Genomic DNA, 25,433 nt, shown 5'->3' on the forward strand with positions numbered 1-25,433 from the left:
CCAATCCAGATGGAAATTGTCAGTTTGGCGAGTGCGGCGCAACACTCAAAACAGTCGAAAACGCCGTGACGGCTCATCCGGTTGCGCGTCCGGGTCGATTCCCGGGTCGTCGGGCAGGGGCGGACGAATGTCTTCGGCCGCGTCCTGTGCGCCTGCGTCCTTCGGCTTCGCCGGCGGCTTGGGCGGTTCCGGTCTGGGCGGCTCTGCCTTGCTTGCCTCTGCCTTCGGAGGCTGCGGCTTTGACGGCTCGACCTTGGGGGTCTCCGTCTTCGCTGCCTCGGACTTTGCGGGCTCGGCCTTTGGCGGTTCCGGCTCGTCGACAACCGCCTCTTCCGTCACGGCGTCCGTTGTTACAGGTTCAGCGGCAGGCACCGCGCCGGGGGCCGTCTCCTTGGGCGTTTCGGGTTTGGGCGGCACCGGAGGCGCTGCCTTCGGGGCCGGTTCACTCTCGGAGGCCGGTGCATCGACGATTTCCGCGTCGATTACCATCGCCTCGGCTTCCTTCTCCTCAACCGCTTCCTCGGCCGCAGCCGGCTCTTCCGCTGGCGCCTCAAGCGCCTCGGTCACGGGTGCTTCTGCCGCCGCGGCGCGGCCACCAGGTGTCATCGGATCGAGATCGTTGGCGACCACCGGGCCGAGGCGCTCGACCGGCACTTTCCACTCGAAGGCGTCAAGCCGGCCGCTGATCGGCGAGACCGGCTCCCAGGTTTCGGAGACATAGCCATCGGCGGTCCAGGCGGGATCGCGCTGGGCGCGGACCGCACGGGCCAGCCATTCGCGCACCTTGCCCTGGTCCCCGGTCTCCCGGTCCTCGATATCGGCCATCAGCATGAAGGCGCCTTCGCGCGGCTCGTTGCGCAGGATAGCGGCGACCGCCTTGCGGGCATCGGCAAATTCGCCGGCTTCCATCGCCATCTGCGCGACGATCATGCTGGAATCGATGTTGTTCGGTTTCAGTCGGGCCAGCTTCTGTGCCCGTTTGTGGCGATCGAAGGCCGAATCGCCGGGTCGCGCATTGACATAGGCCAGCGCGATCTCGGGATGCGGCGTCTTGCGCCACGTCGCCTCAAGCACGTGCACGCCACGGCGCAGATCGTTCAGCCGGAAACACGCCTGCGCGGCGACGACGGCGGCCGGGGCGAAGGCGGGCGCGAGCCGGTGCGCCTCCAGACCGGCGGATTTTGCCTTGGACGGATCCTTTTCCAAAAGCTCTCGCGACAGCGCGGTCAGCAGCACTGCGCGCTTGCGGCGCGCCGGTTCGGCTTCGAGTTGCTTGGCCTTCTTCTGGTTTTCGAGAAGCCGCAGTGCGCCGTCCCAGTCGCCGGCGGCGGTCTTCAGTTCCAGCGCGGCGGTGCCTGCCCAGGCGAGATGCGGGGCGAGTTCCGCAGCTTTCTCGGCATAATGCTTGGCGGCGTTGCGGTCGCCGAGGCGCTTGGCCTCCATGTAGAGACCGCGCAGGCCGAGGATGCGCAATTCCGGATCGTCCAGCATCCCCTCGAATTTTTTCCGGGCCTCCGTGTGATGACCTTCGGCAATGGTCGCCTGAACTTCCAGAACCTGAATCAATGGCTCGGTGGTGGCGTTGAGAAGGCCGGTCGCCTGTTTCAGCATGCGGCGTGCCGTTACGCTGTCTCCGGCGCCGGCAGCGATCATCCCGGTCGAAAGCGATTGGTAGCCGCGGTCGCGGCGTCTCGCGCGGAAGAAGCGCTGCATGCGCTGCGGCGAGGTCACCACCACGTTCAGCACCCACCAGGTGAGCATGATCGCGACGACGATGCCCACCAGCGCGACCGCGGCTACCATGAGCGATACGGTGATCTCGCGTCCGGCCACCGTCATGACGATGGAACCCGGCGTGTCGGCGATCCAGGCGAAACCGATGCCGAAAAGGGCGACGACGGCGATGAAGAAAAGCACGCGCAACATGGTTTTCGGCTCCTACTCGCTCTGGCCTGTTTCGGCATTGCCGGCGGCCATCGCGCCGCTCAGCACTCTGGAGATCAGCGTATCGACGTCGCGACGCGCCCGCAGGTCGTCCACGAAGTCCATCGATGCGGTGCGGGCAGCTTCGGGCAGCGTTTTCCATTCGGCGATCGCGCGCTCGAAATCGCCTTCCCGCAGCGCGACCTCCATGCGGGCTGTAACGGCGCCGGGCTCCGTGCCCTCCACCTCGCCGACCGGGCGGATCTGAACGAGAGACCGCGCGCTGGCCGACAGGCGATCCACGATGCCTGCGTCGGCGCCGAGGCCGTTCGAGGAGGCGATGATGCGGTTGGCGACAGCGGGGAAGCGTTCGACCAGTTGCGCAGGGGTCGGCACGCCGGAGGCGGCGTAGTCGCGCAGCGCGGCGACGGTGTCCTCGTCGGCGCTGACGGCGGCATAGGCTTCCAGTTCGCTCATGAAGCCTGCGCCGCGATCGGCGGCCGACTTCAGGGCCGAGGCAGCGATGGCGGCCGCGACGCGGCTTCCCGCGCCGGCCTCGATGTCGCTCTCGACCTTGGTCAGCCGGCCGCCGAAGGCGGCGATCTGCGATTGCGCCTCGGAGAGCGACGACGACAGTGTTTCCAGTTCGCCGCGAAGGGCGGCAACGCCTTCGGAAGCGGCCTTGGCCGTTTGCGCGACCGTATCGAGTTCCCCGCTGAGCGTCGAATCAACACCTCCACTGCCGGCGTCGAGCGTGTCGATGCGAGCGCTGAGCTCTGTCACCGCCGTCTCCAACGCGTCGGCCCGCGCCGCGATTGCTTCCAGCCCTGCGCCTTCGCCGGCGCCGCCGGAGGAGACGGCCCGGTTCAGGGCGTCCAGCTGTTGTTTCACCGCGTCGAGATCGGCCTGCAGCGTGCCGGTCAGCTGATCGATGGTGGCCACCGCGCTTTCCGTGCCCTCGATGCGTGCGGTAACTTCATCAGCGCCTGTCGGAGTGGCGGTCTTCAGTGCCTCGACTTCCGCCGACAGGGTGTCGAGGCGGTCTTGCATGGGTGTCAGATCCACTGTCTGGGCGCCACGCATGGAGGGCAGGAGGCCCGCCCATTGCAGGAGTGCTGCCAGCAGAAGCGCGACGATGCCCCCGATCACGCCGCCGCCGAGCCAGGTCAGACCGCTGAGGTCGAACCCGCGTGCCTTTGTGGACGGCGCGGCTGCCTTCGGCTTCGGAGATTCGCTTGTCGCGGAGTGCGAGGGGCGCTCGCCGCTTTCGACAGCGTCGCGGGCGGCGGCATCCGCGCCGGCGGTGGTTGTGGCGGCCTGTGCCATTGCCTCGAATGCCACCGGCTCGGCTTCGGGCACGTTCTTGCTAGCCTTTGGCGCTGTTTCGACCGGGCTGGCCTCGAGGTCGATCGTCACCGGCTCGCGGGTCGCCTTGCTGCGCCGGTTTCGGGGTTTTTGAACCATCGGACGTCTCCTGCGAGGTGCTTCGGCGCTTCATATCACGCCATTCGAAAAGCAAAAGCGCCGGATGTGGTGATCAGATGGCGGACGTGGAGAGTGCGGCTTTCACGGCAGCGAGAAGCGCTTGCTCGTTTGGCGTGTCCGCAATGTTTGTTCGCGGATGCAGCGAAGATGGAAGCGTGTCCGCGACGCGTCGTGACATGCTGAAATATAGCGTGTTTTCAAATAGTTGAGCCATCTTCGGAAGAACGGTATCTGCGAAGCCGTGTGCCGAAAGGGCCGAATGGAACAGTACCGCGTCCACCATGCGGCCGTTAATCGCATCGCGTATCGACTGAGTTGGGTAACTGACTATATGGGCCGAATAGGCTTCGATCACGTGACATCTCAGCCCGCCCGCAGTCAGCTTGCCTTCCAGATCGCCGATCCGCTCACGACCGGCGAGATACAGAATCCTCGCGCGCGGTCTCTCTCGCTTGCGGATCAGCGCCGCCAGGTCATCGACCGCGCCTTGCGCGGAAATGACGTCAGAGAAGCCGAGTTGCCGTGCCTCGGCGACTGTTGCATCGCCGACCGCGTAGAGCGGCCGGTCCTTGAGCGATTCGATCAGCCTTGTCGGCGCATGGCGAAGCGCGTTGGCGCTGGTGATCGCTAGCGCATCGACATCCGTGATTGATTCGGGCGGAAGATCGGGCGTGCAGGCGCGAATTTCGGTGAGCGGCAGGACGAGGGGAGCGTATCCGGCCTGGCGCAAGGCGGCGGCGGTCCTGTCCGCCCCCGGCTGCGGCCGCGTGACCCAGATGAGGGGCGCGCGGGCGATCTTCAACTCCAGGAGGCGAAAAAGCCGCCGCCGGCCTTGCCGCGCAATTGGCGTCCGGCTTCGCGACCCAATTCGGCGGCATCGCCGGTGGCGCCGGAGAAGGCGATCTCGTGAGCCTCGGCTCCGTCCGGCGTCAGCACCATGCCGCGAAAGACGATACCCGAGGCATCGACCGTGGCTAGTCCGGCAATCGGCGTCCGGCATGAACCGTCGAGCTCGGACAGGAAGCCGCGCTCGCAGGCGAGAGCGGTGGCGGTCGTCTCGTGGTTCAGCGGCTCGACGAGCGTATCGGTGCGCGGATCCCCGGCGCGGCCCTCGATGCAGATCGCGCCCTGGCCCGGGGCTGGCAGAAAATAGTCGGGCTCCATCAGGTCGGTGATGATTTCCCGCATGCCGAGCCGGTTGATCCCCGCGCAGGCCAGGAGCGTCGCGTCGGCGACGCCTTCCTGCAGCTTGCGCAGCCGTGTCTGCACGTTGCCGCGGAACTGGACGACGGAGACATCCGGCCGCAGGCGGCGGATCATCGCCTGCCGGCGTAGCGAGGAAGAGCCGACGACGGCGCCTTGCGGCAGGTCGTGCAGCGATGTCGCCTTGGTCGAGATGAAGGCGTCGCGCGGGTCTTCGCGTTCCAGAAAGGCGGTGATAGCGAGGCCGTCCGGCAAGACGGTCGGCATGTCTTTCGACGAATGCACGGCAAGGTCGATACGCCCGTCGCGCAGTTGCTCTTCCAGTTCCAGCGTGAACAGGCCCTTGCCGCCGACTTCCGACAGCGGCCGGTCCTGGATGCGGTCGCCGGCCGTCGAGATCACCACGACCTCGATCCTGTCCGGGGCGATCGCATGCGCGGCGACCAGCCGGTCCCGCACCTCGTGCGCCTGCGCCAGCGCCAGCGGGCTGCCGCGCGTGCCGATCCTCACCGTGTCCGTCGTCGCCATGGTTGTTTGCAAGCCTGTCGTTCCGTGATACCCGAGACCGGACAGGTAACCCCAATCGCGTGTATCGGCAACTGCGCCGGATGCCGCGGTTTTCCGCAGGATCATTTCGGCCCTGCCCATGAGGCTCCTTCCTTGACGGTCATTCTCGGTATCGAAACCAGCTGCGATGAGACGGCGGCGGCGGTCGTGCGCCGCACCGCGCCGGACGCGCCGGGCGAAATCCTGGCGAGCACGGTCTACAGCCAGATCGAGGATCACGCGGCGTTTGGCGGGGTGGTGCCCGAGATCGCCGCGCGCGCCCATGTCGAGGGGTTGGACGCGATCGTCGCGCGGGCGCTGGCCGAGGCTGGGCTGGGCTTTGGCGATATCGATGCCGTCGCGGTCACGGCCGGCCCGGGCCTGATCGGCGGGCTTCTCGTCGGGGTTATGACCGCCAAGGCGATCGCGACCGCGCGCGGCCTGCCGCTCGTCGCGGTCAACCATCTGGAAGGCCACGCGCTGACGCCGCGGCTGACCGACGGGCTGGCATTTCCCTATCTCCTGCTTCTCGTTTCTGGCGGCCACACGCAGATCCTTATGGTCAACGACCTCGGCGATTATCGCCGCTGGGGCACGACCATCGACGATGCGTTGGGCGAGGCCTTCGACAAGACGGCGAAGCTGCTCGGCCTGCCCTATCCCGGCGGTCCCGCCGTCGAGCGGGAAGCGGCGGGCGGCGACGCGAAACGCTTCGCGCTGCCACGCCCGATGAAGGGCGAGGATCGTCTCGATTTCTCCTTCTCCGGCCTGAAGACGGCCGTACGCCGCGAGGCGACGCGGCTTGCGCCGCTGGGCGATCAGGATGTCGCCGATCTCTGCGCTTCGTTTCAGGCCGCTGTCACCGACACGTTGCGGGACCGGGTGGAACGGGCCTTCGCGCGTTACCGGGACGAGGTGGCCGACGGTCCTGCCGATCTGGTGGTCGCCGGCGGGGTGGCCGCCAACAGCGCCATCCGCGCGATGCTGGGGGATGTCTGCACCCGAAACGATTTCACCTTGCATGCACCACCGCTCAACCTGTGTTCCGACAATGCGGCGATGATCGCCTGGGCGGGGCTTGAACACTTCGAGCGCGGCGAGACCAGCGACATGGAGATCGCTCCGCGTTCGCGCTGGCCGCTGGATCCCTTCGCCGAGACGTTGATCGGTGCGGGGAAGCGGGGTGCGAAGGCATGAGCGGAGACCGCATCGCCGTGCTCGGTGCCGGCGCCTGGGGCACGGCGCTTGCCGCCTCCTTTGCGCGGGCGGGCCGCGACTGCACGCTTTGGGGCCGTGACGCCGACATCGTCGCTGCGATCAATCGCGACGGCCGCAATCCCCGCTATCTGAACGGCATCGACCTGCCGCCATCTCTGGCCGCCACGGCCGAGATGGAGCAGGCGCTCTCCGGCGCGTCCGTGGTTGTGCTCGCGGTGCCGGCGCAGACGTTGCGCGCGTTCCTGGCCGACATTCTGCCGCTCGCCGTGCCAGAGGCGATGCTGGTCTCCACAGCGAAGGGCATCGACCGGGCCTCCGGCCACACCATGACGGAGATCATCGACGCCGTCGCCGGGCGCGACCGTTCTGCCGCGCTGTCCGGCCCGAGCTTCGCCGTGGACGTCGCCGCAGGCCTGCCGACCGCGGTGACCGTTGCCGCGCATGATCTGGAGACCGCTCGTTCGCTTGCCGAAACGCTGTCGAGCCTGACCTTGCGCGGCTACGCCTCCGATGACCTGACCGGCGTTGAGCTCGGTGGCGCGTTGAAAAACGTGCTGGCGATCGCGGCCGGCATGGTGCACGGCTCCGCGCTTGGGGCGAGCGCCATCGCCGCGCTGACAACCCGCGGCTTCGCCGAATTGCAGCGCGTGGCCTCGGCGCTCGGCGGCCGGCCGGAGACGCTTGCCGGCTTGTCCGGCCTCGGCGACCTGATCCTTTCCTGCGGGTCCGAGAAATCACGCAATTTCGCCTATGGCGCGGCGCTGGCGTGGGGTGAAGACGTGTCGCACCTGCCCCTCGCCGAGGGCGTCTACACGGCGTCGGTCGCCGCGAAGATCGCCCGCGACCATCAGCTCGACGCGCCGATCATCTTCGCCGTCGATGCGATCCTCGCCGGCTCCCTCACGGTCGGCGACGCGATCACCGAACTGATGTCCCGCCCACTCAAGGCCGAGACTTGACCGACCGGCCGCGTGATGTAGTCAGGGCGGGTCCGTTTGGAGGCGATTCATGGCAAATTACTGGTTGTTCAAATCCGAGCCGTTCAAATTCTCCTGGGAGATGCTGAAGGCGAAGGGCGAGGCCGGCGAGGAATGGGACGGCATCCGAAACTATCAGGCGCGCAACAACATGCGGGCCATGAAGCTGGGCGACAAGGGCTTCTTCTACCACTCCAATGACGGCCTCGAGGTCGTCGGCATCGCCGAGGTCTGCAAGGAGATCCACCCGGATTCCACGACCGACGATCCACGCTGGGAGTGCGTTGACATCAAGGCCGTGTGCGACATGCCGAAACCGGTGACGCTCAAAGACGTGAAGGCCAATCCGGCGCTCGCCGAGATGTCGCTGGTCACCTCCATGCGCCTTTCGGTGCAGCCTGTGACGGAGGCCGAATGGCTGGAGGTCTGCCGCATGGGCGACCTCGACAAGCCGCCGATGTGACCGGCGCCGGCAGGAGCCCGATGGATTTCATCCGTGCCAATACCGCGGTCGTCGCGCCGCCGCATGTGCCGGAAATCCGGCTGCATCTGGCCGACGAGGCGCATGAACTCTGGCACAAGACGGAGGAGGAACTGCAGGAGATCGGGCTGCCGCCGCCCTTCTGGGCTTTCGCCTGGGCCGGAGGGCAGGGCCTGGCGCGCTACGTTCTCGATCATCCGGCGAGTGTCCGGGGCCACAGCGTGCTTGATTTCGCCACCGGGTCCGGGCTCGTCGCCGTGGCGGCAGCCAAGGCTGGCGCGGCTTCGGTCAAGGCCAATGACATCGACCCCTTCTGCGAACCGGCGGTGCGGCTGAACGCCGCGCTCAACGACGCACCGATCATCTTCGCGCCGGGCAATCTGGTCGGTTCGGATCTGCCGGGAACCGACGTGCTGCTGGCCGGCGACGTCTTCTTCGACCGCGAGATGAGCGCCGCCCTGATCCCGTGGTTCGGCCAATTGGCGGCCAACGGGGTTGAGGTTCTGGTGGGTGACCCCGGGCGGTCCTACCTGCCGCGCGAGAGGCTGAGCTTCCTCGCGGTCTACGAGGTGCCCGTGACCCGCGCGCTGGAGGACAACGAGGTGAAGCGCACGAGCGTGTGGCGTTTCGCTTGAGTTTTGCCGCGCTGCGGTGTTTCCTCGTTTGCGGAGTGTTGACGGGGAGGAATTCATGTCATTTGGCGGTGCGAATTACATCGCGATCCTGGCGGCGGCGGTCGCCGCCTATCTGGCCGGCGCGATCTATTACTACTGGCTTGGTCCGGTCTGGATGAAGGCGGCGCGCATCGACCCCAAGGACGCGAAAATGTCGCTGCAGCTGATGGTCACCGGCTTCCTCTGCGAATTGATCATGGCCTGGGTCATGGCCGGCGTGATCGGCCATTTCGGCGAGGTCAGCGTCAAGACCGGACTGATTTCCGGCATCCTGCTGTGGATCGGTTTCATCGCCACTACCCAGACGGTCAATCACCGCTATCAGGGTTTCGGCTGGAACCTGACGCTCATCGACAGCATCCACTGGCTGATCGTCGCCTTGATCATGGGCGGAATCATCGGCGGCTTCGGGGTCTAGGCGAGCGTTTTCACCACGGTTTTCCGCCCGATGCGCGGCAAGAGCCAGCGCATCGTCTGCGGTTCGACCGCGACGCAGCCTTCGGTCGGCGGGAAACCGGGCCTGGCGATGTGCAGGAAGATCGCCGAGCCGCCGCCGCGCATTCGCGCCCGGAAGTTCCAGTCGAGCACAAGGCAGACATCATAGAGCCGGTCGGCCCGCATCATCGTCTCGTGGCTTGCCGCGAAGGGGAGCGTGACCGGACGGTTGTAATTCGCGTCTGAAGGAGCGTCGCACCAGCCGTCGCGAGGGCCGATCGCCTGCAGCGGCATGGGGCAGGCCGGACGCGTCATGCGGTCGGCGCGAAAATATCCGCCGAGCACAGGCATGGATGCGATCGGCGTCGCGCCGTCGCCCTCGCGCTTGATTGGGCGCATGCCGCTTCGACCGAGCGCGCAGGCAAATGTCCGTCCGTCGGCGACGAGGATGCCGCGGCGGGGATCGCGCGGGGCGGGGCGCACGGTAATCGTTGAAATCACGGTCTTTTTCCGTTCGCCCTCTTTCGTTCAACATTTGCGTCGAAAACTCACATCCGCGTGTGATCGCGCGTGAGGTGCTTTCGTGCGATTCATTTCCATGACAGGGGATGAAAAAATCGCGTAAAACGCAAGACATGCTTGATTGGGGCAGGACAGCCGATGAATCCGAGAACCATCCTTCTGGTCGATGACGACCAAGATCTGCGCGAAATGCTGGTGGAGCAACTGTCGCTCTACGAGGAATTCGTCGTGCTCGAGGAAGAGACGGCCACCAAGGGCATCCAGGCGGCACGCGGCGGCGTGATCGATCTCCTCATCATCGATGTCGGCTTGCCGGACATGGACGGGCGCGAGGCTGTGAAGCTGTTGCGCAAATCCGGTTTCAAGGCCCCGGTCATCATGCTGACGGGCCATGACACGGATTCCGACACGATCCTCGGCCTCGAGGCCGGCGCCAATGATTATGTCACCAAGCCGTTCAAATTCGCCGTGCTCTTGGCGCGTATTCGCGCCCAGCTACGCCAGCACGAGCAAAGCGAGGACGCGACCTTCGTCGTCGGTCCCTACACGTTCAAGCCGAGCCAGAAGCTGCTGATCGACGGGACCGGATCAAAGATCCGCCTCACCGAGAAGGAATCGGCGATCATCAAGTATCTCTACCGCGCCGACCGCAAGGTCGTGACGCGCGACACGCTGCTCGAAGAGGTCTGGGGCTACAATTCCGGCGTCACCACGCACACGCTGGAGACCCATGTCTACCGGCTGCGCCAGAAGATCGAGAAGGATCCGTCCAACGCGTCGATCCTGGTGACCGAAAGCGGCGGCTACAAGCTCAATCCGTAAGCACTCGACGCTGCAGGCCCGTCAGCCCCGACGGTGCAGGTAGCGCGCGTCGCGCAGTTGCGGGAACACGACCGCGCAGCCCGCGGCGACGGCCACCGCGCCGATGCCGCCGACGACCACCGCCGGCACCACGCCGATGAAGGCGGCCATGAAGCCGGCGCGGAATTCGCCGAGCTCGTTCGACGCGCCCAGAAACACCATGTTCACCGCATTGACCCGCCCGCGCACCTCGTCCGGCGTCCACAGTTGCAGCAGGGTCTCGCGCACATAGACGCTGACCATGTCGGCCGCGCCGATCAGCGCCAGCGCGCCGATCGACAGCCAGGCGATAGTCGACAGGCCGAACAGCACCGTGAACAGGCCGAACAGGGCGACGAAGACCAGCAGGATGCGGCCGGCGTGGTCGGCGATCGGGGAGGCAGCGAGATAGGCCGCCATGATGATCGCGCCGATGCCCGGTGCGGCGCGCAGCAGGCCGAGGCCCCATGGTCCGAGATGCAGGATGTCGCGCGCATAGGCGGGCAGAAGTGCCACCGCCCCGCCGAGCAGCACGGCGAAGAGGTCGAGCGAGATCGCGCCCAGCACCACCTTCTCCTTGCGGATGAAGCGCAGCCCGTCGAACAGCGAGGAGAAGGTGACCTTCTTCACCTCGCCGCGCACCGGCGGCTTGGGGATGCGGGCGACAAGCACGAGGCCTGCCGCAAGCAGCGTCGCCGCGACGGCATAGGCCGTGGTCGGCCCGACGCCATAGAGCAGGCCGCCGCCGACGGGTCCGACGATGCTCGCCACCTGCCAGGACGAGGCGTTCCACGCCACCGCGTTGGCGAAATCGCGCTCCGGCACGAGATTGACCACGAGCGACTGCGAGGCGGGTCCGAAAAAGGCACGGGCGACGCCCATGCCGGCCAGCGCCACGAAGATCGGCAGCGGGCTTTGCAGGCCGCGAATGGAGAAGAACAGGATCGCGGAGGCACAGACCAGTTCCAGCGCGATCGCCGCGCCCATGACGAGCCGCCGGCCGAAGCGGTCGGCGACGGCGCCGGTGACGAGCACCAGGAGCAGGAGCGGCAGGAACTGCACCAGGCCGATGATGCCGAGATCCATCGGATCGCGGGTGAGGTCGTAGACCTGCCAGCCGACAGAAACGGCGACGATCTGAACCGCGAAGGTGGCGAAGAACCGCGCCGCCCAAAAGCGGACGAAGGCCGGATGGGCGAACGCGGCGAAGCGACCCTGTTGAACGATTTCTGGATTTTCGGATGACATGACGCGCTACCGTTATTGCCTTCGCGCAGCTTTGGCAAAGCGCAATCGCGCGCCGGTGGAAGATTCCTGACACGCGCGGCGTCTTGCAGGGCGCGGCGCGAGCGCCTAAGTGTCACGACGACTGGCGCGGTGGCCGGGCGGGGTGACGATGCCCTGCCGTTGGCATGCGTTCAGAACTGGGATTTGGGCGCCTTGTCATAGCCTTGAAACGGCGGGGCGCAGCGGCACGGGAGACGGCGCGTGGGCCTGACGATCATTCAAACGCTTCTGTTCGCGATCGGCATCTACAAGTGGATCGTGATTGCCATGGTCATCTTTTCATGGCTCTACGCGTTCAACGTCGTGAACAATTCCAACCGTTTCGTCGCCATGGTGGGCGAATTCCTTTACAAGGCGACGGACCCGCTGCTGCGGCCGATCCGCCGGGTGATGCCCGATCTCGGCGGGCTCGACATTTCCCCGATCATCCTGTTCATCGGCATCTTCTTCGTCGAGCAGTTCATCATCAACGTGCTCTATCCGGCCATCGTGTGATGGCGCTGCCCGCCTTCGCCTTCGCCCGCGCCGGCGATCGCGGCATCGATCTGTTCCTGCGTGTCACGCCGAACGCGTCGCGCGACGCCATCGAGGGTGTCGAGACGCGCGACGACGGTCAGGCGCGCCTGCGCGTGCGAGTCACGGCGCAGCCCGAGAAGGGCAAGGCCAACAAGGCGGTCGTTGCGATCCTTTCCAGGGCGCTGCGGCTGCCGAAATCGGCCTTGACGGTGGTTTCCGGCGAGACGGCGCGCGACAAGACGCTGCGTGCCGATGCCTGTGGTGAGGTCGAAGCGGCGCTCGCGGCACTGGGCGAAAAGGCGGAAAGCAAGACGACATGACGCGCAAACGGGTTTCTTCCGGCTCCTATCTGGAGCCCGAGATCGGCTTCAGCCGGGCGGTGAGGATCGGCAACATGATCGCCGTTGCGGGCACAGCGCCGATCGCGCCGGGCGGCGGCACGGACGGGGTTGGCGATGTGTATCGCCAGACCGTGCGGTGTCTTGAAATCATCGCGCAGGCGCTGGCGGATGCGGGCGCGTCGATGGACGACGTCATCCGCACCCGTGTGATGCTCACGGACATGTCGCGATGGAAAGAGGCGGCTCGTGCCCATGGCGAGGCGTTTTCGGGCATACGCCCGGCCTGCACCTTCGTGCAGGTCTCGGGCTTCGTCGATCCGGACTGGCTGGTCGAACTGGAAGCCGATGCGGTGACCGGCTGACCGGTTCCGGTCAGCCCTTCGCGGCCTTTTCGCGCTCGACTGCTTCCAGGATCAGGCGCTTGGCGGTGTCGACGCCCTGCCAGCCACCGATCTTGACCCATTTGCCGGGTTCCAGATCCTTGTAGTGCTCGAAGAAATGTTCGATCTGCTTGAGCGTGATCTCCGGCATGTCGGAATATTCCTTCACGCTGTCGTAGCGTTTGGTGAGCTTGTGCGTCGGCACGGCGATCACCTTCTCGTCCTGGCCGGAATTGTCTTCCATCAGCATCACGCCGATCGGACGGACATTGATGACGCAGCCGGGCACCAGCGGGCGCGTGTTGCAGACCAGAACGTCGATCGGGTCGCCATCGTCGGACAGGGTGTGCGGCACGAAGCCGTAGTTCCCGGGATAGGCCATCGGGGTGTAGAGGAAGCGGTCGACGACGAGCACGCCGGCGTCCTTGTCCATCTCGTACTTGATCGGCTGTCCGCCGACCGGCACCTCGATGATGACGTTGACGTCTTCCGGCGGGTTGTCGCCGATCGCGATCGATTCGATACGCATCTGGTCACTCCGTTTTGGGATCGGCGGCTGATACCGGGTTTTTGTGTGCAGTGCAACGCGGCCAAATCTCGTAACCGCCGCCGCGTCGCATTGTCGCCTGCCTGACACCGTGCCATTGTATCCTTGGGGAAGCGTTAACATGGCCGCCGGTCCGAGCGGGAGGAATGACAGCATGCAGTTTCGAAACGTCCTGGCCGCAGGCCTGATCGCCACCATGTTCACGGGCGTCGCGCAGGCTGCCGACGGGGTCATTTCCAGCAGTTACACCAAGCTCGACATTCAGGCGGGCTGCGTCCAGATTTCATCCTACGAGGCGGGCGCGTCCTATTCCTGCGATGGCTTATCCGGCTATGGCATCCTGTTTTCCGAAGGTGACCTGCGGCAATCGGTCTTCTTCGGCCATGTCGGGCCCTGGTATGCGGATGGCGGCTGGCAGAGCTTCGGCCCGTTCAACTATGTCAACGACACGGTGGAATGGCGGCTCTCCGACGGCGTCCCCTATGCGACGATTCTGCGCTGGTTCATAGAGACCGACAATCCGGCCACGGGATCGCCGGATGACGCGCATCGCGGCGAGGTGCTCGTCGTCTCCAAGGTCGGGCAGCCCGGCGTCGCCGATGCCTGCGCGGTCGGCTATGTCGATGCCCGCGTCAATCCCGACGCCAACGCGCTGGCGCGCGAGATCGCCGACACGATGGCCGAGACGTTTGCCTGCGGCTTTGACACAGCGGTCTATCATGGAGCGCGCGGGCCCTTGGCCGGCGACCCGGTGAGCGCGCTCGGCAACTAGGCCGCGATTTCGCGATTGCCCGACCGCGCGACCACGATCGCCAGGACCGCGAAGAGCCCGGTCAGAACCATCGACAGCCAGCCGAGCCAGTCGCCGAACCGGGCATAGATCGTGCGCACTCCCTTCGTTGGCACATCCACGTAGAGGATGCCCGGTTCGCCGAGGCCGCGGTTCATCCGGCCCAGGATTCGGCCGTATGGATCCATGGCGTAGGTGATGCCGTCATAGGTCGGCCGGACATGGGTGAAGCCGTTTTCGATGGCGCGGTGCGGATCGTTCATCGTCAGGCCCCTGGGAAATTCATGCGATCCGGTGAGCATGATGTCGGTGCCGGCCCGGCCCGCCTGCCGGGCGAAATCGGGAAAGCTCATGTCGCGGCAGATCGCGAGGGCGATGCGGCCATAGGGGCTGTCCGCGGTCTGGATGATCTCGGCGCCCTTTTCGAAGACGGCCGTCTCGCCGAGGTCGCCGATCCCCAGGAGGAAGCGCTTCTGGTAGTCGGCCCGGATCGCGCCGGTATCGTCGATCAGCAGGTGCCGGTTCGCGCCCTTGCCGGTTTCGGGCACCCAGGCATAGGGCAGCGCCAGCCAGACGCCGTTCTCGGCGGCGATCCTGGAGAATTCCGCGCGGGCGCGCTCGTGTTCGGCTTCGGTGACCACGATGGCGAATTCATTGTAGGCGACGATCTGCGCGCCATTGGCGACGGCGTCGGCGGTCATGGCGCGAAGCTGCGCCATGGTCGGCTCGTAGGGTGAGGTCATGCGATCTTCGAAGACCTGGATCATCGATTCCGGACCGCCTTTCTCTGCCGGCATGACGGCCGCGGCGATCTTCATCGTCGGGACCTCCGGCGCGGTCATGACCCTGAGGCTGCCCCAGGCAAAGAGGCCGCCGGCGGCGATCACCCAGGCGAGGCCCGCGGCGATCGCGGACCGGCTGCTCAGGCCGTTCTCCCAGACGTGGTTGATGCAGGACGCCAGCCACGACCACAGGAACACGAAGCCCCAGAGGCCAGCCAGCGCGTAGATCTGCAGGAGGGGCAGGGGGGCGGTCGCGAAGACGTTCTTGGCCGCGGTGCCGTCGATCGGCGGCGGCATCGAAGACAGGAACATCGAGGCCGTCATCGCGGCGGGGAAGACGAGCGTCGCAACCAGCCGCCGGCCGAGCCGCGGCGCGACGAGCCGGTCGATCGCATAGGGCAGTGCGTAATAGAGCGCGATGATGGTCGACCGCACGGCGTTGAAGACAATGCTCAGGGTCGGGTCGCCCATGTCGAAGACGCCCCAGAGCGAAATGTTGAAGGCGAGCACGAAGCCGAGGATCGTCAGCAGGATCGACCGGCCTGCCGGCAGGGTGCGGCTGAAGCGCAGGATGACGATCGGCGCGACGACGATCATCTGCGGGATCATCGGCAGGAAGTCGCTGCGGCGGCAGAACATGAAGAGGCCGAAGCCGACAATGAAGAGCGCCGTCGCTTCCGGCAGACCGGCGCGGTGCCTGATCGGTGCGTGATGCGGCATGGCCCCCTCCTCCGCTGGCATCGCGCAAGGCTAGCGTGCGAGCGGAAGCGGGCACATTGACCGCCGTCAATGGGAGGGGGGAGCGGCCGGACGGCCTGGTTTACTGCCAGACCCAGGCGATCTTGCGCAGCTGGCGGCCTTCGAAGGTCTCGAAGCCCTGGGCGATGTCCTTGCCGCCATGGCCGGCATAGAAGTTCATCGCCATGGTGTTGTCTTCCAGCGCCCAGATCACGAGGCCGTCGCAGCCATGGGCCTTCAGGTCGTCGCGGGCCGCCGAAAACAGCCGCGTGCCGACGCCGATGCCCTGATATTCCGGCCGGATATAGAGCTCGTAGATTTCGCCTTCCTGGGGCAGGGCGCGGGCGCGATTGAGCCCGAAAGTACAATAGCCGGCGATGGTGCCGGCGAAATCAACGACCATGACGGAGGTGCCACGCTCTATGGCGCGTTTCCACCACCCCGAATGCCGGCGCACGATCATGCGCCGCAAGGCCTTGTGCGGGATCAGCCCGGCATAGGCGCTATACCACGACTGGCTGTGCACCTCGGCGATCTGCGCGGCGTCACGACTTGCGGCGGGCCGGGTTTCGATAGTGAGTTGCGACATGGCGGGTTAACCATGCGCTAGCGGTGATTCGCCGACAAGCGCGAAACACGCAATGTGATCGACTATGCACATCCTGTTGGGCGGAATTGCCGGGCACGGAATCCCGCAGCCGCGAACCCCCGCACGATCTCGCCTGCAAGAAGCCGCAGTGGCCGTAAAGTCAGCTGGGTGATTCGCCCTGAAGCAGCGGCAGGATGTCGTTCTCGATCGCCTCTGGCGTCAGCGGGCCGGTGTGCTTGTGAAGCACCGTGCCGTCGGCGCCGACGACGAAGGATTCAGGCACGCCGTAGACGCCCCACTCGATCGCCGCGCGGCCGGACTGGTCGGTGCCCACCTGGTCGTAGGGATTGCCGAGGCCGAGCAGGAACTGGATCGCGTTCGGCGTCTTGTCCTTGTAGTTCAGCCCGGCGATCGTCACGCCTTCGCGCTGCGACAGCGCCATCAGGAGCGGGTGTTCCTGGCGGCAGGGCACGCACCACGACGCCCAGACATTGACCAGCACAGGCTTGCCGTCGAACGTCGCCGGATCGAAGGCGGGCAAGGGGTTGCCGTCCGCGCCGTTCAGTCCGGGGATCGCCGGCAGGGCTAGTTCGGGCGCCGGATTGCCGATCAACATGGAGGGGATCACCCGGGCGTCGCGGCCGGGCCGAAACATCAGGACCGCGAACAGGACCACCAGCACGACGAAGGCCGTGATCGGCAGGAAGACGGCGGGATTGAGTTTCCGGCCCTCGGGCTTTTCGGCGGTATCGCTCATCGTGTTCTGCGGTCCCGGTGATTGATGGTCGTCTGCGTTGGTGTGGCGTCAGCCCGGAAGGGTGACCACGACAGGTCCCCTGCGTGTGGCAACCACCGTGTGTTCATATTGCACGGTCGGCGCACGGGGTTCGCTGAAGAGCGTCCAGTCGTCGTCGCCGTCTTCGGCCCATTGCCCGCCCATCGAAAGGAACGGTTCGACCGTGAAGACCAGCCCTTCGGTCATGGCCCGGTCGTCGCCCGGCTCGGGCCATGTGGCGATTTCGGTCGGCTTCTCGTGCAGGGAGCGGCCGACGCCGTGGCTGGCGAGGTTGCGGATCAGCGTATAGCGATTCCTGTGCGCGAAGGCGCCGATCGCCATGCCGATGTCGCCCAGCGGGCGGTCCGTCGCCACCGTCCTGATCCCTGCCCACATCGCCCGTTTCCCGTCACGGCACAGGCGCTCGATGGCGCGCGAAACCGGAGGAACCGGAAACGACGCGCCGGTATCGGCGAAGAAGCCGTCCTTTTGCGCCGACACGTCGATGTTCACCAGGTCGCCGGCCTCGATCCGGCGCGCGCCGGGAATGCCGTGGGCGATTTCCTCGTTCACGCTGATGCAGGTGGCGCCCGGAAAATCGTAGCACTGTTCGGGCGCGGGACGGGCGCCGGCCTCCTCGAGAAGCCTGCGGCCGATCGCGTCCAGTTCGGCTGTCGTCATGCCCGGTTCGAGCGCCGCGCCCATCGCTTCCAGCGTGTTGGCGACGATCCGGCCGATCGCCTTCAGGCTTTCCAGTTCGTCTTCGTTCGAGATCGTCATGTCAGTCCCGTCAGATCATCGTGGAAAGTGTGGCGGCGTCAGGGCGCCGGTTTGTCAGCTCTCGGCGCGGCGGCGCACGCCGCTTTCTTCCAGCCGCTTCAGTTCGGCCAGCCGGGCGCGGCGGTCGATCCAAAGCCACAGGCCGAGACCGCCGAGCACGAGGGCGGTCAGCGCGTAGGAAACGAAGACATACTGCGCGTGGGTCATGACGCCACCACCGGACGGGCGACGGTGCGCTTTTCCTGGGCGCTGGCGCGGCGCATCGAGGCGACGCGGCGCCGCATGACCTCCGTGCGCATGGCGACCATGTGCATGAAGAAGAACAGCGCGGTGAAGCCGAGCGCCATGACCAGGAGCGGCCAGAGCAGGCTCGGATGGATGGTCGGGCCGTCCATGCGGATGACGGCGGCCGGCTGGTGGAGCGTGTTCCACCAATCGACGGAAAACTTGATGATCGGGATGTTGATCGTGCCGATCAGCACGAGGATCGCCACCGGGCGCGCCGCCTTGACGGGATCGTCCATCGCGCGTTGCAGGGCGATGACGCCGAGATACATCAGGAACAGGACGAACATCGAGGTCAGCCTTGCGTCCCACACCCACCAGGTGCCCCACATGGGCTTTCCCCACAAAGAGCCAGTCGCCAGCGCCAGAAACGTGAAGGCGGCGCCGATCGGGGCGGCGGCCTTGATCGAGACGTCGGCCAGCGGATGGCGCCAGATGAGCGTGCCGAGCGACGAGACGGCCATCACCATGTAGCCCATCATCGACAGCCAGGCGGCCGGCACATGCACATACATGATGCGCACGGTCTCGCCCTGCTGGTAGTCCTGCGGGGCGGTGAACGCCATGTAGAGGCCGACGACGAGCAGCGCCGCCGTCAGCCCGCCGAGCCATGGCAGGATCTTGCCCGAATAGGACAGGAACCGCGTCGGATTGGCGAGCGCGGAGAAGCTGAAGCCTTTTGCGTGTGCGGTGGTGTCACTCATGCGCCATTCTTAATGTGTCTGGCCTCGTCTCGCAATTGACCCTCGTCAATCGGCGTCCGCGCGATCGACCATCGCGCGACATATAGTGATGCGGACGCGGATGGGAAGCGTCGCTGCGTCGTGCTGCCGCATGGCCGTCCGGCGCGGAATTCCCGGGACGCGGCGCGCGCCCCCCGGAGGCCATGTCACAGCGTCAGCCCGCAGGCTTCGCGAATGGCGATCTGCACCGGCGAGGGCGGCAGCGCCGGATCGAACTCGCCCTTCGGCAGGAGCGCCGGCTGTCCCATGAAGCGCGGGGTCTCGCCGCGATGCGGCTGCGCGGCATGCACGATGAAGGGATGGCACAGATAGACCGTTCCCGCCGCGCCCGTCGCCAGCGCCACGTCGCAATCGGCCGTCGACGCGTAGCCGCCGGCGCCGAGCTGGCGCAGCGTCGCGCCCGCCTCGCCGAAGGCAAGCAATTCGCGCGCGACGGTCCTGTGCGAACCCTTGCGGATGCGCGTCGGCGCGTCGCAGGGCCCGACGTCGGACATCAGGAAGAGCATGAGCAGGGTCCGGCCGCTGCTCTTCACATTGGCGCGCCATTCCATGAAGTCCGGATCGGCCGTGCCGAAGCTCATGTCGACATGCCAGCCGTCGTCGCCGGGCGCGCGCTGCGACGGAAACCGGATCGGGAAGCTGCCGATCCCCGCCGGGGCGATCCAGCGGCCTTCCCCGGCCAGAAGGTCGTAGGCGGCACGAAGGCGCGGCGTGTTGGCGGCCTCGACGAAGGCCGGCGACGCCATGAACCCCACCCGGACGACGGGTTCGGTCCAGCCTTCGGGCTTGTCGGGCGACATGCCGATCGCCGCCCACAATTCCTCGCGGCACCGCCGCGCGAGGTCGGCGCTGAAGGCATTCTCCATCTTGATGAAACCGGTTTCGACGAAGTCTCGGACAAGGCTCGCGGCCGGTCCGTCCGTTTCGATGTCGGGCATATGCACATTCTCCGTTCGGCCGTCGCCTCTGCGGGGCCGTGTTGATCCGTTCGGTGACTGGGCGCCGAAGCGCCGGGTCCGTCAGGTCAGCGGAAAGAATGCGGACATGAACATCATGGCTTCACCCTGCAGGGACGCCGGCCGCGCGTTCGAGGCACGACAGGCCGTCGGTCAATCGGAACTCGCCTTCAGCGCCGCGCCGGCCGCCAGCGGCCCGAGCACGGCGAAGAACAGCGTCAGCGCGCACAACAGCAGAAAGGGCTGCATGAAGGGCGCCGGATTCTCCACCGCACCATAGGCTGCCAACACGCCGAAAATGAGGACGGGAATGACGAAGGGCAGCACCATGACCGACACCAGCAATCCGCCGCGCGGCAAGGCGACGGCGAGCGCGGCGCCGGTCGCGCCGATGAAGGTGATCGCCGGCGTGCCCGCGAGCAGCGTGACCGACGTGGCGAGGATCGCGGCGGGCTGCATGTTCATCAGGAGGCCGAGCGCCGGCGAGACGATCACGAGCGGCAGGCCCGTCGTCAGCCAGTGGGCGACGCATTTGGCGAAGACCGTCAGCGCCAGCGGGTGTTCGTGATCGTGCAGGATCATCCTGTCGAGCGAACCGTCTTCGCGGTCGGCCTGGAACAGCCGCTCCAGACCCAGAAGCGAGGCGAGCAGCGCGCCGATCCACAGGATCGCCGGGCCGATGCGGGCCAGCAGGTTGAGATCCGGCCCGACTGCGAAGGGCACGACGGCAATGACGGCGAGAAAGAACAGGATGCCGATGAGCATGCCCCCGCCGGCGCGCGCGCCGATGCGGATGTCGCGCAGGATGATCGACATCATGACGCCGCTCCCGCGAATTCCAGCCGCTTCATGCCCTCGACCGGGAGCGGCAGATGGGTCGCGGCGACGACGATGCCGCCATAGTCCAGATGCTCGCGGACCAGCGAGGCGAACTCCCGTTCCGACGCGGCGTCGAGGCCCGAGGTCGGTTCGTCGAGCAGCCAGATCGGGCGGCAATTGAGCACCAGGCGGGCGATGGCGATGCGGCGGCGCTGGCCGGTCGACAGGTAGGAGAAGGGCAGGTCGCGCGTATGGGTGAGGCCGACATATTCCAGCCCCTCGTCGATGGTCAGAGCCATCGTGCCGCCGGCGAGCTTCTGCCAGAAGGCGAGGTTCTCGGCCACGGTGAGCGTCGGCTTCATCGCGTTGAAGGGGCCGAGATAATGCGCGGCCGCGCCAACCTCCGGATAGTCGTCGGAGACGCCCGGAAAGTCGCTGTCGCCGCCCTCGACCACGGCCTGGCCGGCACTCGGTCGCAACAGGCCAGCGATGGCACGGATGAGCGTCGACTTGCCGGCGCCGTTCGGCCCGGTGACAAGCAGCCCCTCGCCGCCGGCCAGCGTGAAGCTCACATCCTCGAAGATCGGACCGGAGCCGCGGTCGGCGGCAAGGTCGGTGACGACAAGCCTCATGACATCCCCGTGTTTCATCGGGATGTGACACGGATGCGGGTGGTTGGCAACAACCGGGCTTTTTTGACTTTCGATGGTCTGGAAAGGCGAAAAAAACTGCTCTATAGGGTTTTTGCATCGCACCAGCGGCCGGTGTGCAAACAATTTTGAGCCGACCCAATATGTCGGGCCTCTTCGTGTGGTCTGGCAGGGACGGACAGCGGAAATGGCCGCACCCGCATCTTCTCGGGTCGCGCTTTTGAGCGCATGCGGAAGAGTTCGTCCCCTGCAAGGCAACCCGAACTCGAAAGGTGAATTTCCGTGTCCAAGATCGACAGCTTCAAATGCCGCAAGACGCTCAATGTCGGCGGCAAGGATTATGTCTATTACAGCCTGACCGAAGCCGAAAAGAACGGCCTGGAAGGCGTTTCCCGGCTGCCTTACTCGATGAAGGTGCTGCTGGAGAACCTGCTGCGCAACGAAGACGGCAACTCGGTCAAGAAGGCCGACATCCAGGCCGTCGCCAACTGGCTGAACGACAAGGGCTCGGCCGGCTACGAGATCGCCTATCGCCCGGCGCGCGTGCTGATGCAGGATTTCACCGGCGTTCCCGCCGTGGTCGACCTGGCGGCGATGCGCGACGCGATGGTTTCGCTCGGCGGCGACCCGGAGAAGATCAACCCGCTGGTGCCGGTCGATCTCGTCATCGACCACTCGGTGATCGTCGACGAGTTCGGCACGCCGCTCGCCTTCGCCCACAATGTGGAGAAGGAATATGAGCGCAACGGCGAGCGCTACCGCTTCCTGAAATGGGGCCAGCAGGCGTTCCAGAACTTCCGCGTCGTGCCGCCCGGCACCGGCATCTGCCACCAGGTGAACCTGGAATATCTTGGCCAGACGGTCTGGACGAAGGAAGACGCCGGCGAGACGATCGCCTATCCGGACACCTGCGTCGGCACGGACAGCCACACCACGATGATCAACGGCCTGGGCGTGCTCGGCTGGGGCGTCGGCGGCATCGAGGCGGAAGCGGCGATGCTCGGTCAGCCGATCTCCATGCTGCTGCCGGAAGTCATCGGCTTCAAGCTGACCGGCCAGATGAAGGAAGGCGTCACGGCGACCGACCTCGTGCTGACCGTCGTGCAGATGCTTCGTCAGAAGGGCGTGGTCGGCAAGTTCGTCGAGTTCTTCGGCGACGGCCTGGATCACCTGACGCTCGCCGACGCCGCGACCATCGGCAACATGGGTCCGGAATATGGCGCGACCTGCGGCTTCTTCCCGATCGATTCCGAAACGCTGAACTATCTCAACATGACCGGCCGCGAATCTGACCGCATCGCGCTGGTCGAGGCCTACGCGAAAGAGCAGGGCATGTATCGCGAGACGGGTTCGGCCGAACCGGTCTTCACCGACACGCTGGAGCTCGACCTCGGCGACGTCGTGCCGTCGATGGCCGGTCCGAAGCGTCCGGAAGGCCGTCAGGCGCTGGAAACCGTCGGCGCGAAGTTCCGCGAAGCCTTCGCGGCCGAATACAAGAAGAACCCGGCCGAACTCGACAAGCGCTATGCCGTCGAGGGCGAGGACTACGATCTCGGCCATGGCGACGTCGCCATCGCGGCCATCACGTCGTGCACCAACACGTCCAACCCGTCGGTGCTGATCGGCGCCGGCCTCGTCGCCAAGAAGGCGAACGAGCTCGGCCTCAAGCAGAAGCCGTGGGTGAAGACCTCGCTGGCGCCCGGTTCGCAGGTCGTCGCCGAATATCTGGAGAATTCCGGCCTGCAGAAGGAGCTCGACCAGATCGGCTTCAACCTGGTCGGCTTCGGCTGCACCACCTGCATCGGCAATTCCGGCCCGCTCAACGGCCCGATCTCCAAGACGATCAACGACAAGGGCCTGATCGCCTCCGGCGTTCTCTCCGGCAACCGCAACTTCGAGGGCCGCATCTCGCCCGACGTGCAGGCCAACTACCTCGCCTCGCCGCCGCTGGTCGTCGCCTACGCGCTCGCCGGCACGGTCAATATCGACCTGTCGACCGACCCGATCGGCCAGGACAAGAACGGCAACGACGTCTTCCTGAAGGACATCTGGCCCTCCAACAGGGAGATCCAGGACTTCATCGCCAAATATGTCACGCGCGAGATCTTCGAGAAGAAGTATGCCGACGTGTTCAAGGGCGACGAGAACTGGCAGGCCGTGCAGGTGCCGGCGGGCCAGACTTACGCCTGGGACGACGCCTCGACCTATGTGCAGAACCCGCCCTATTTCGTCGGCATGGGCAGCCAGGCCGGCGACATCGCCGACATCAAGGATGCCCGCATCCTCGGCCTCTTCGGCGACAAGATCACGACCGACCACATCTCGCCGGCCGGTTCGATCAAGGCGCAGTCGCCGGCCGGGTCCTACCTCATGGATCACGGCGTCGGCGTGGCGGACTTCAACCAGTACGGCACGCGCCGCGGCAACCATGAAGTCATGATGCGCGGCACCTTCGCCAACATCCGCATCCGCAACCACATGCTGGGCGAGAACGGGCGCGAGGGCGGCTACACGATCCACTATCCCTCCAAGGAGGAAATGCCGATCTACGACGCCGCGATGAAGTACAAGGAAGAGGGCCGTCCGCTGGTCATCTTCGCGGGCGGCGAATACGGCAACGGCTCGTCGCGCGACTGGGCGGCCAAGGGCACCAACCTGCTCGGCGTCAAGGCCGTGATCGCGCAGTCCTTCGAGCGCATCCACCGCTCCAACCTCGTCGGCATGGGCATCGTGCCCTTCGTGCTCGAGGAAGGCACGACCTGGCAGTCGCTCGGCCTGAAGGGTGACGAGACGGTCTCGATCGAGGGCCTGAGCACGGTCAAGCCGCGCGACAAGGTGATCGCCAAGGTCACCTATGCCGACGGCACGGTGAAGGACGTCCCGCTGATCTGCCGCGTCGATACGGCCGACGAGATCGGCTACCTCAACAATGGCGGCATCCTCCAGACGGTGCTGCGCGACCTGGCGGCATAAGCCGGCCGGACATTGCCGGGGAATGATCAACCCCGCCGGGCCGACAGGTCCGGCGGGGTTCTTGTTCAGCCTTGCGAATCACGGCTTCGCTGGCGAGTGCGCCATCGTTCACCGCGCTGCGACCCGCTCTTCTGGTACTCGAGCCTGGCCAATTCGGCTCGTGGCCTATGCATGGTGAAGTCGATCACGCGGAGCCCCTCCTCGTCCCGGCAGCCTCTTGCGATCTCAAGACGTCCGATATCGACGACATATGTCGGCCGTGCCGCCAGACCGACTCCGAAGCGCCTGACCACCGGCTCGTCATGGTCGATGAACTGCTTCAGCCGGGCGTCCGTCATTCGCAGCGATCGCGTGTCCAGTCGCGTGCGTTTCCCGAGAAGCATGGACAGTATCGTCTCGAACGGCGAGCCCGGAAAGCGTGCTGCCGCTTCACCGACCGCATGCACGAGGGTGAGGCTTTCGGCACCGATGACGAAATTCATCGCGGCCCGATGGACGAACGGCTCCGGATCATCGAATGCGAGCATGATTCTCGACAGGGCGTCGAGATTGTCCGGCCCGACGCAATCGGTCATGGCGATGATGATGTCGGAACGCCATTGCGCGCCGGGGTGGTCGGCGAGCGGGACGAGATCGTCGAGAACCGGCCGCATGTCGCTGCCGAGTTCATAGGCAAGATAGGCCGCCGTGGCGGTGATGCGCGGATTTTCGCTGACCAGGAGCGGGCGCAGATTTTCAACCGGAAACCCGTTTCGAACGGCACCGATCAGGCTCCAAAGCAGGTCATAGTCACCGCCACCGGCGAGGACTTGCGCGATCATGTTCTGGGGAGACATCGAAGAGCGGCGCTGAAGGCGCTCGCAAGCTGTTGCGACCGTTTCGATGTAGCGTCGCACGCATCCCGCGTCAAATGCGACGCCCGGAGGCAAGGCGCCAGCTGAAAGGGCGAGCGATCTGCGCCTGCTATGAACCGGGGCGTTCACGGAATGGATCCTAGAGCGACGACGGCGCTCCGCTTGTCTTGGGTCAAGCCCTACGATGACGGAGTAGGTTTCGGGATCACGGCTTGTCTCAGGCGTCGGCGACTTGCCGGGCCGCAGCCCCCAGCCCGTCATCCTCGGGCTTGACCCGAGGATCCATTCCGTGAGGCTGACGGGTGGGCTGCGGTGTCCGAATGG

The 25,433-nt window shown here is 66.0% G+C and carries 28 protein-coding genes; 11 read left to right on the forward strand and 17 right to left on the reverse strand.

Features of this window, described 5'->3' with window-relative positions:
* Window positions 1-45: 45 nt before the first annotated feature.
* The 4 genes from MRY80_RS10800 to hemC form a co-directional block, all read right to left on the reverse strand.
* Window positions 46-1,926, reverse strand: a complete 1,881-nt coding sequence (locus tag MRY80_RS10800) for a heme biosynthesis HemY N-terminal domain-containing protein (RefSeq protein ID WP_293290910.1) — start codon at window positions 1,924-1,926, stop codon at window positions 46-48.
* Between the two features lie 12 nt (window positions 1,927-1,938).
* On the reverse strand, window positions 1,939-3,387 hold the full coding sequence (locus MRY80_RS10805; protein WP_293290912.1) for a mitofilin family membrane protein: 1,449 nt from the start codon (window positions 3,385-3,387) through the stop codon (window positions 1,939-1,941).
* 73 nt (window positions 3,388-3,460) lie between these two features.
* A complete protein-coding gene (locus MRY80_RS10810) occupies window positions 3,461-4,210 on the reverse strand; it encodes a uroporphyrinogen-III synthase (RefSeq protein WP_293290914.1) in 750 nt (249 codons plus the stop codon).
* The gene (hemC, locus tag MRY80_RS10815; RefSeq protein WP_293290916.1) at window positions 4,207-5,139 is read right to left on the reverse strand and encodes a hydroxymethylbilane synthase; all 933 of its coding nucleotides are present in this window, start codon (window positions 5,137-5,139) and stop codon (window positions 4,207-4,209) included. The genes MRY80_RS10810 and hemC overlap by 4 nt, the downstream gene beginning before the upstream one ends.
* A 132-nt stretch (window positions 5,140-5,271) precedes the next feature.
* Between hemC and tsaD the strand changes: the two genes are divergently transcribed.
* Genes tsaD through MRY80_RS10840 form a run of 5 tightly spaced genes read left to right on the forward strand, consistent with a single transcriptional unit; the run spans window position 5,272 to window position 8,925 of the window.
* A complete protein-coding gene (gene tsaD / locus MRY80_RS10820) occupies window positions 5,272-6,354 on the forward strand; it encodes a tRNA (adenosine(37)-N6)-threonylcarbamoyltransferase complex transferase subunit TsaD (protein WP_293290918.1) in 1,083 nt (360 codons plus the stop codon).
* Window positions 6,351-7,334 carry an NAD(P)H-dependent glycerol-3-phosphate dehydrogenase gene (locus tag MRY80_RS10825; protein ID WP_293290921.1) on the forward strand — a complete coding sequence of 328 codons (984 nt, stop codon included), beginning with the start codon at window positions 6,351-6,353 and terminating at the stop codon, window positions 7,332-7,334. The genes tsaD and MRY80_RS10825 overlap by 4 nt, the downstream gene beginning before the upstream one ends.
* A 49-nt stretch (window positions 7,335-7,383) precedes the next feature.
* Window positions 7,384-7,815 (forward strand): EVE domain-containing protein, encoded by a 432-nt coding sequence (locus tag MRY80_RS10830; RefSeq protein ID WP_293290923.1) that lies wholly within the window; start codon window positions 7,384-7,386, stop codon window positions 7,813-7,815.
* Between the two features lie 20 nt (window positions 7,816-7,835).
* Window positions 7,836-8,468: a methyltransferase gene (locus tag MRY80_RS10835; RefSeq protein WP_293290925.1), complete on the forward strand. Its 633-nt coding sequence runs from the start codon at window positions 7,836-7,838 to the stop codon at window positions 8,466-8,468.
* 55 nt (window positions 8,469-8,523) lie between these two features.
* Window positions 8,524-8,925: a DUF1761 domain-containing protein gene (locus tag MRY80_RS10840; RefSeq protein WP_293290928.1), complete on the forward strand. Its 402-nt coding sequence runs from the start codon at window positions 8,524-8,526 to the stop codon at window positions 8,923-8,925.
* Here MRY80_RS10840 and MRY80_RS10845 read toward each other — a convergent pair.
* Window positions 8,922-9,443: a L,D-transpeptidase family protein gene (locus MRY80_RS10845; RefSeq protein ID WP_293290930.1), complete on the reverse strand. Its 522-nt coding sequence runs from the start codon at window positions 9,441-9,443 to the stop codon at window positions 8,922-8,924. The genes MRY80_RS10840 and MRY80_RS10845 overlap by 4 nt on opposite strands.
* A gap of 159 nt (window positions 9,444-9,602) precedes the next feature.
* Between MRY80_RS10845 and MRY80_RS10850 the strand changes: the two genes are divergently transcribed.
* A complete protein-coding gene (locus tag MRY80_RS10850; protein WP_293290932.1) occupies window positions 9,603-10,286 on the forward strand; it encodes a response regulator transcription factor in 684 nt (227 codons plus the stop codon).
* A gap of 21 nt (window positions 10,287-10,307) precedes the next feature.
* On the opposite strand, the gene MRY80_RS10855 is transcribed toward MRY80_RS10850, so the two are convergent.
* Window positions 10,308-11,552 carry an MFS transporter gene (locus tag MRY80_RS10855; protein ID WP_293290934.1) on the reverse strand — a complete coding sequence of 415 codons (1,245 nt, stop codon included), beginning with the start codon at window positions 11,550-11,552 and terminating at the stop codon, window positions 10,308-10,310.
* A 240-nt stretch (window positions 11,553-11,792) separates the two neighbouring features.
* Here MRY80_RS10855 and MRY80_RS10860 point away from each other — a divergent pair, with 240 nt between their 5' ends.
* Genes MRY80_RS10860 through MRY80_RS10870 form a run of 3 tightly spaced genes read left to right on the forward strand, consistent with a single transcriptional unit; the run spans window position 11,793 to window position 12,810 of the window.
* Entirely contained in the window at window positions 11,793-12,086 is a 294-nt protein-coding gene (locus MRY80_RS10860) for a YggT family protein (RefSeq protein ID WP_293290935.1), read from the forward strand.
* Entirely contained in the window at window positions 12,086-12,427 is a 342-nt protein-coding gene (locus MRY80_RS10865; protein ID WP_293290936.1) for a DUF167 family protein, read from the forward strand. The genes MRY80_RS10860 and MRY80_RS10865 overlap by 1 nt, the downstream gene beginning before the upstream one ends.
* Window positions 12,424-12,810 (forward strand): RidA family protein, encoded by a 387-nt coding sequence (locus MRY80_RS10870; protein ID WP_293290938.1) that lies wholly within the window; start codon window positions 12,424-12,426, stop codon window positions 12,808-12,810. The genes MRY80_RS10865 and MRY80_RS10870 overlap by 4 nt, the downstream gene beginning before the upstream one ends.
* 10 nt (window positions 12,811-12,820) lie before the next feature.
* Here MRY80_RS10870 and ppa read toward each other — a convergent pair whose 3' ends face one another.
* A complete protein-coding gene (gene ppa, locus MRY80_RS10875) occupies window positions 12,821-13,357 on the reverse strand; it encodes an inorganic diphosphatase (RefSeq protein WP_293290940.1) in 537 nt (178 codons plus the stop codon).
* Between the two features lie 172 nt (window positions 13,358-13,529).
* On the opposite strand from ppa, the gene MRY80_RS10880 reads away from it, so the two are divergent.
* Window positions 13,530-14,147, forward strand: a complete 618-nt coding sequence (locus MRY80_RS10880; RefSeq protein ID WP_293290941.1) for a hypothetical protein — start codon at window positions 13,530-13,532, stop codon at window positions 14,145-14,147.
* Here the strand turns inward: MRY80_RS10880 and MRY80_RS10885 are convergent.
* From MRY80_RS10885 to ccmA, 9 genes are all read right to left on the reverse strand, one after another.
* On the reverse strand, window positions 14,144-15,667 hold the full coding sequence (locus tag MRY80_RS10885; protein WP_293290943.1) for a nitrilase-related carbon-nitrogen hydrolase: 1,524 nt from the start codon (window positions 15,665-15,667) through the stop codon (window positions 14,144-14,146). The genes MRY80_RS10880 and MRY80_RS10885 overlap by 4 nt on opposite strands.
* Window positions 15,668-15,767: 100 nt before the next feature.
* A complete protein-coding gene (locus tag MRY80_RS10890) occupies window positions 15,768-16,274 on the reverse strand; it encodes a GNAT family N-acetyltransferase (RefSeq protein ID WP_293290945.1) in 507 nt (168 codons plus the stop codon).
* Window positions 16,275-16,434: 160 nt separating this feature from the next.
* Window positions 16,435-17,031 (reverse strand): DsbE family thiol:disulfide interchange protein, encoded by a 597-nt coding sequence (locus MRY80_RS10895; protein ID WP_293290947.1) that lies wholly within the window; start codon window positions 17,029-17,031, stop codon window positions 16,435-16,437.
* A gap of 48 nt (window positions 17,032-17,079) precedes the next feature.
* A complete protein-coding gene (gene map / locus MRY80_RS10900; RefSeq protein WP_293290949.1) occupies window positions 17,080-17,829 on the reverse strand; it encodes a type I methionyl aminopeptidase in 750 nt (249 codons plus the stop codon).
* 54 nt (window positions 17,830-17,883) lie between these two features.
* Entirely contained in the window at window positions 17,884-18,036 is a 153-nt protein-coding gene (ccmD, locus tag MRY80_RS10905; RefSeq protein WP_293290951.1) for a heme exporter protein CcmD, read from the reverse strand.
* A complete protein-coding gene (locus tag MRY80_RS10910) occupies window positions 18,033-18,818 on the reverse strand; it encodes a heme ABC transporter permease (protein ID WP_293290952.1) in 786 nt (261 codons plus the stop codon). The genes ccmD and MRY80_RS10910 overlap by 4 nt, the downstream gene beginning before the upstream one ends.
* Before the next feature lie 185 nt (window positions 18,819-19,003).
* Complete coding sequence (locus tag MRY80_RS10915; protein ID WP_293290954.1) at window positions 19,004-19,795, reverse strand: phytanoyl-CoA dioxygenase family protein; 792 nt, start codon at window positions 19,793-19,795, stop codon at window positions 19,004-19,006.
* 171 nt (window positions 19,796-19,966) lie between these two features.
* Window positions 19,967-20,632, reverse strand: a complete 666-nt coding sequence (ccmB, locus tag MRY80_RS10920; RefSeq protein ID WP_293290955.1) for a heme exporter protein CcmB — start codon at window positions 20,630-20,632, stop codon at window positions 19,967-19,969.
* A complete protein-coding gene (gene ccmA, locus MRY80_RS10925) occupies window positions 20,629-21,264 on the reverse strand; it encodes a heme ABC exporter ATP-binding protein CcmA (RefSeq protein ID WP_293290957.1) in 636 nt (211 codons plus the stop codon). The genes ccmB and ccmA overlap by 4 nt, the downstream gene beginning before the upstream one ends.
* A 300-nt stretch (window positions 21,265-21,564) precedes the next feature.
* Between ccmA and acnA the strand changes: the two genes are divergently transcribed.
* Window positions 21,565-24,255, forward strand: coding sequence for an aconitate hydratase AcnA (acnA, locus tag MRY80_RS10930; RefSeq protein WP_293290959.1), 2,691 nt, complete (start codon window positions 21,565-21,567; stop codon window positions 24,253-24,255).
* 65 nt (window positions 24,256-24,320) lie between these two features.
* Here acnA and MRY80_RS10935 read toward each other — a convergent pair whose 3' ends face one another.
* On the reverse strand, window positions 24,321-25,076 hold the full coding sequence (locus tag MRY80_RS10935) for a hypothetical protein (protein WP_293290961.1): 756 nt from the start codon (window positions 25,074-25,076) through the stop codon (window positions 24,321-24,323).
* Window positions 25,077-25,433 lie beyond the last annotated feature (357 nt).

Origin of the sequence: Oricola sp. (assembly GCF_022763245.1) — a bacterium.
Taxonomy (GTDB): Bacteria; Pseudomonadota; Alphaproteobacteria; order Rhizobiales; family Rhizobiaceae; genus Oricola.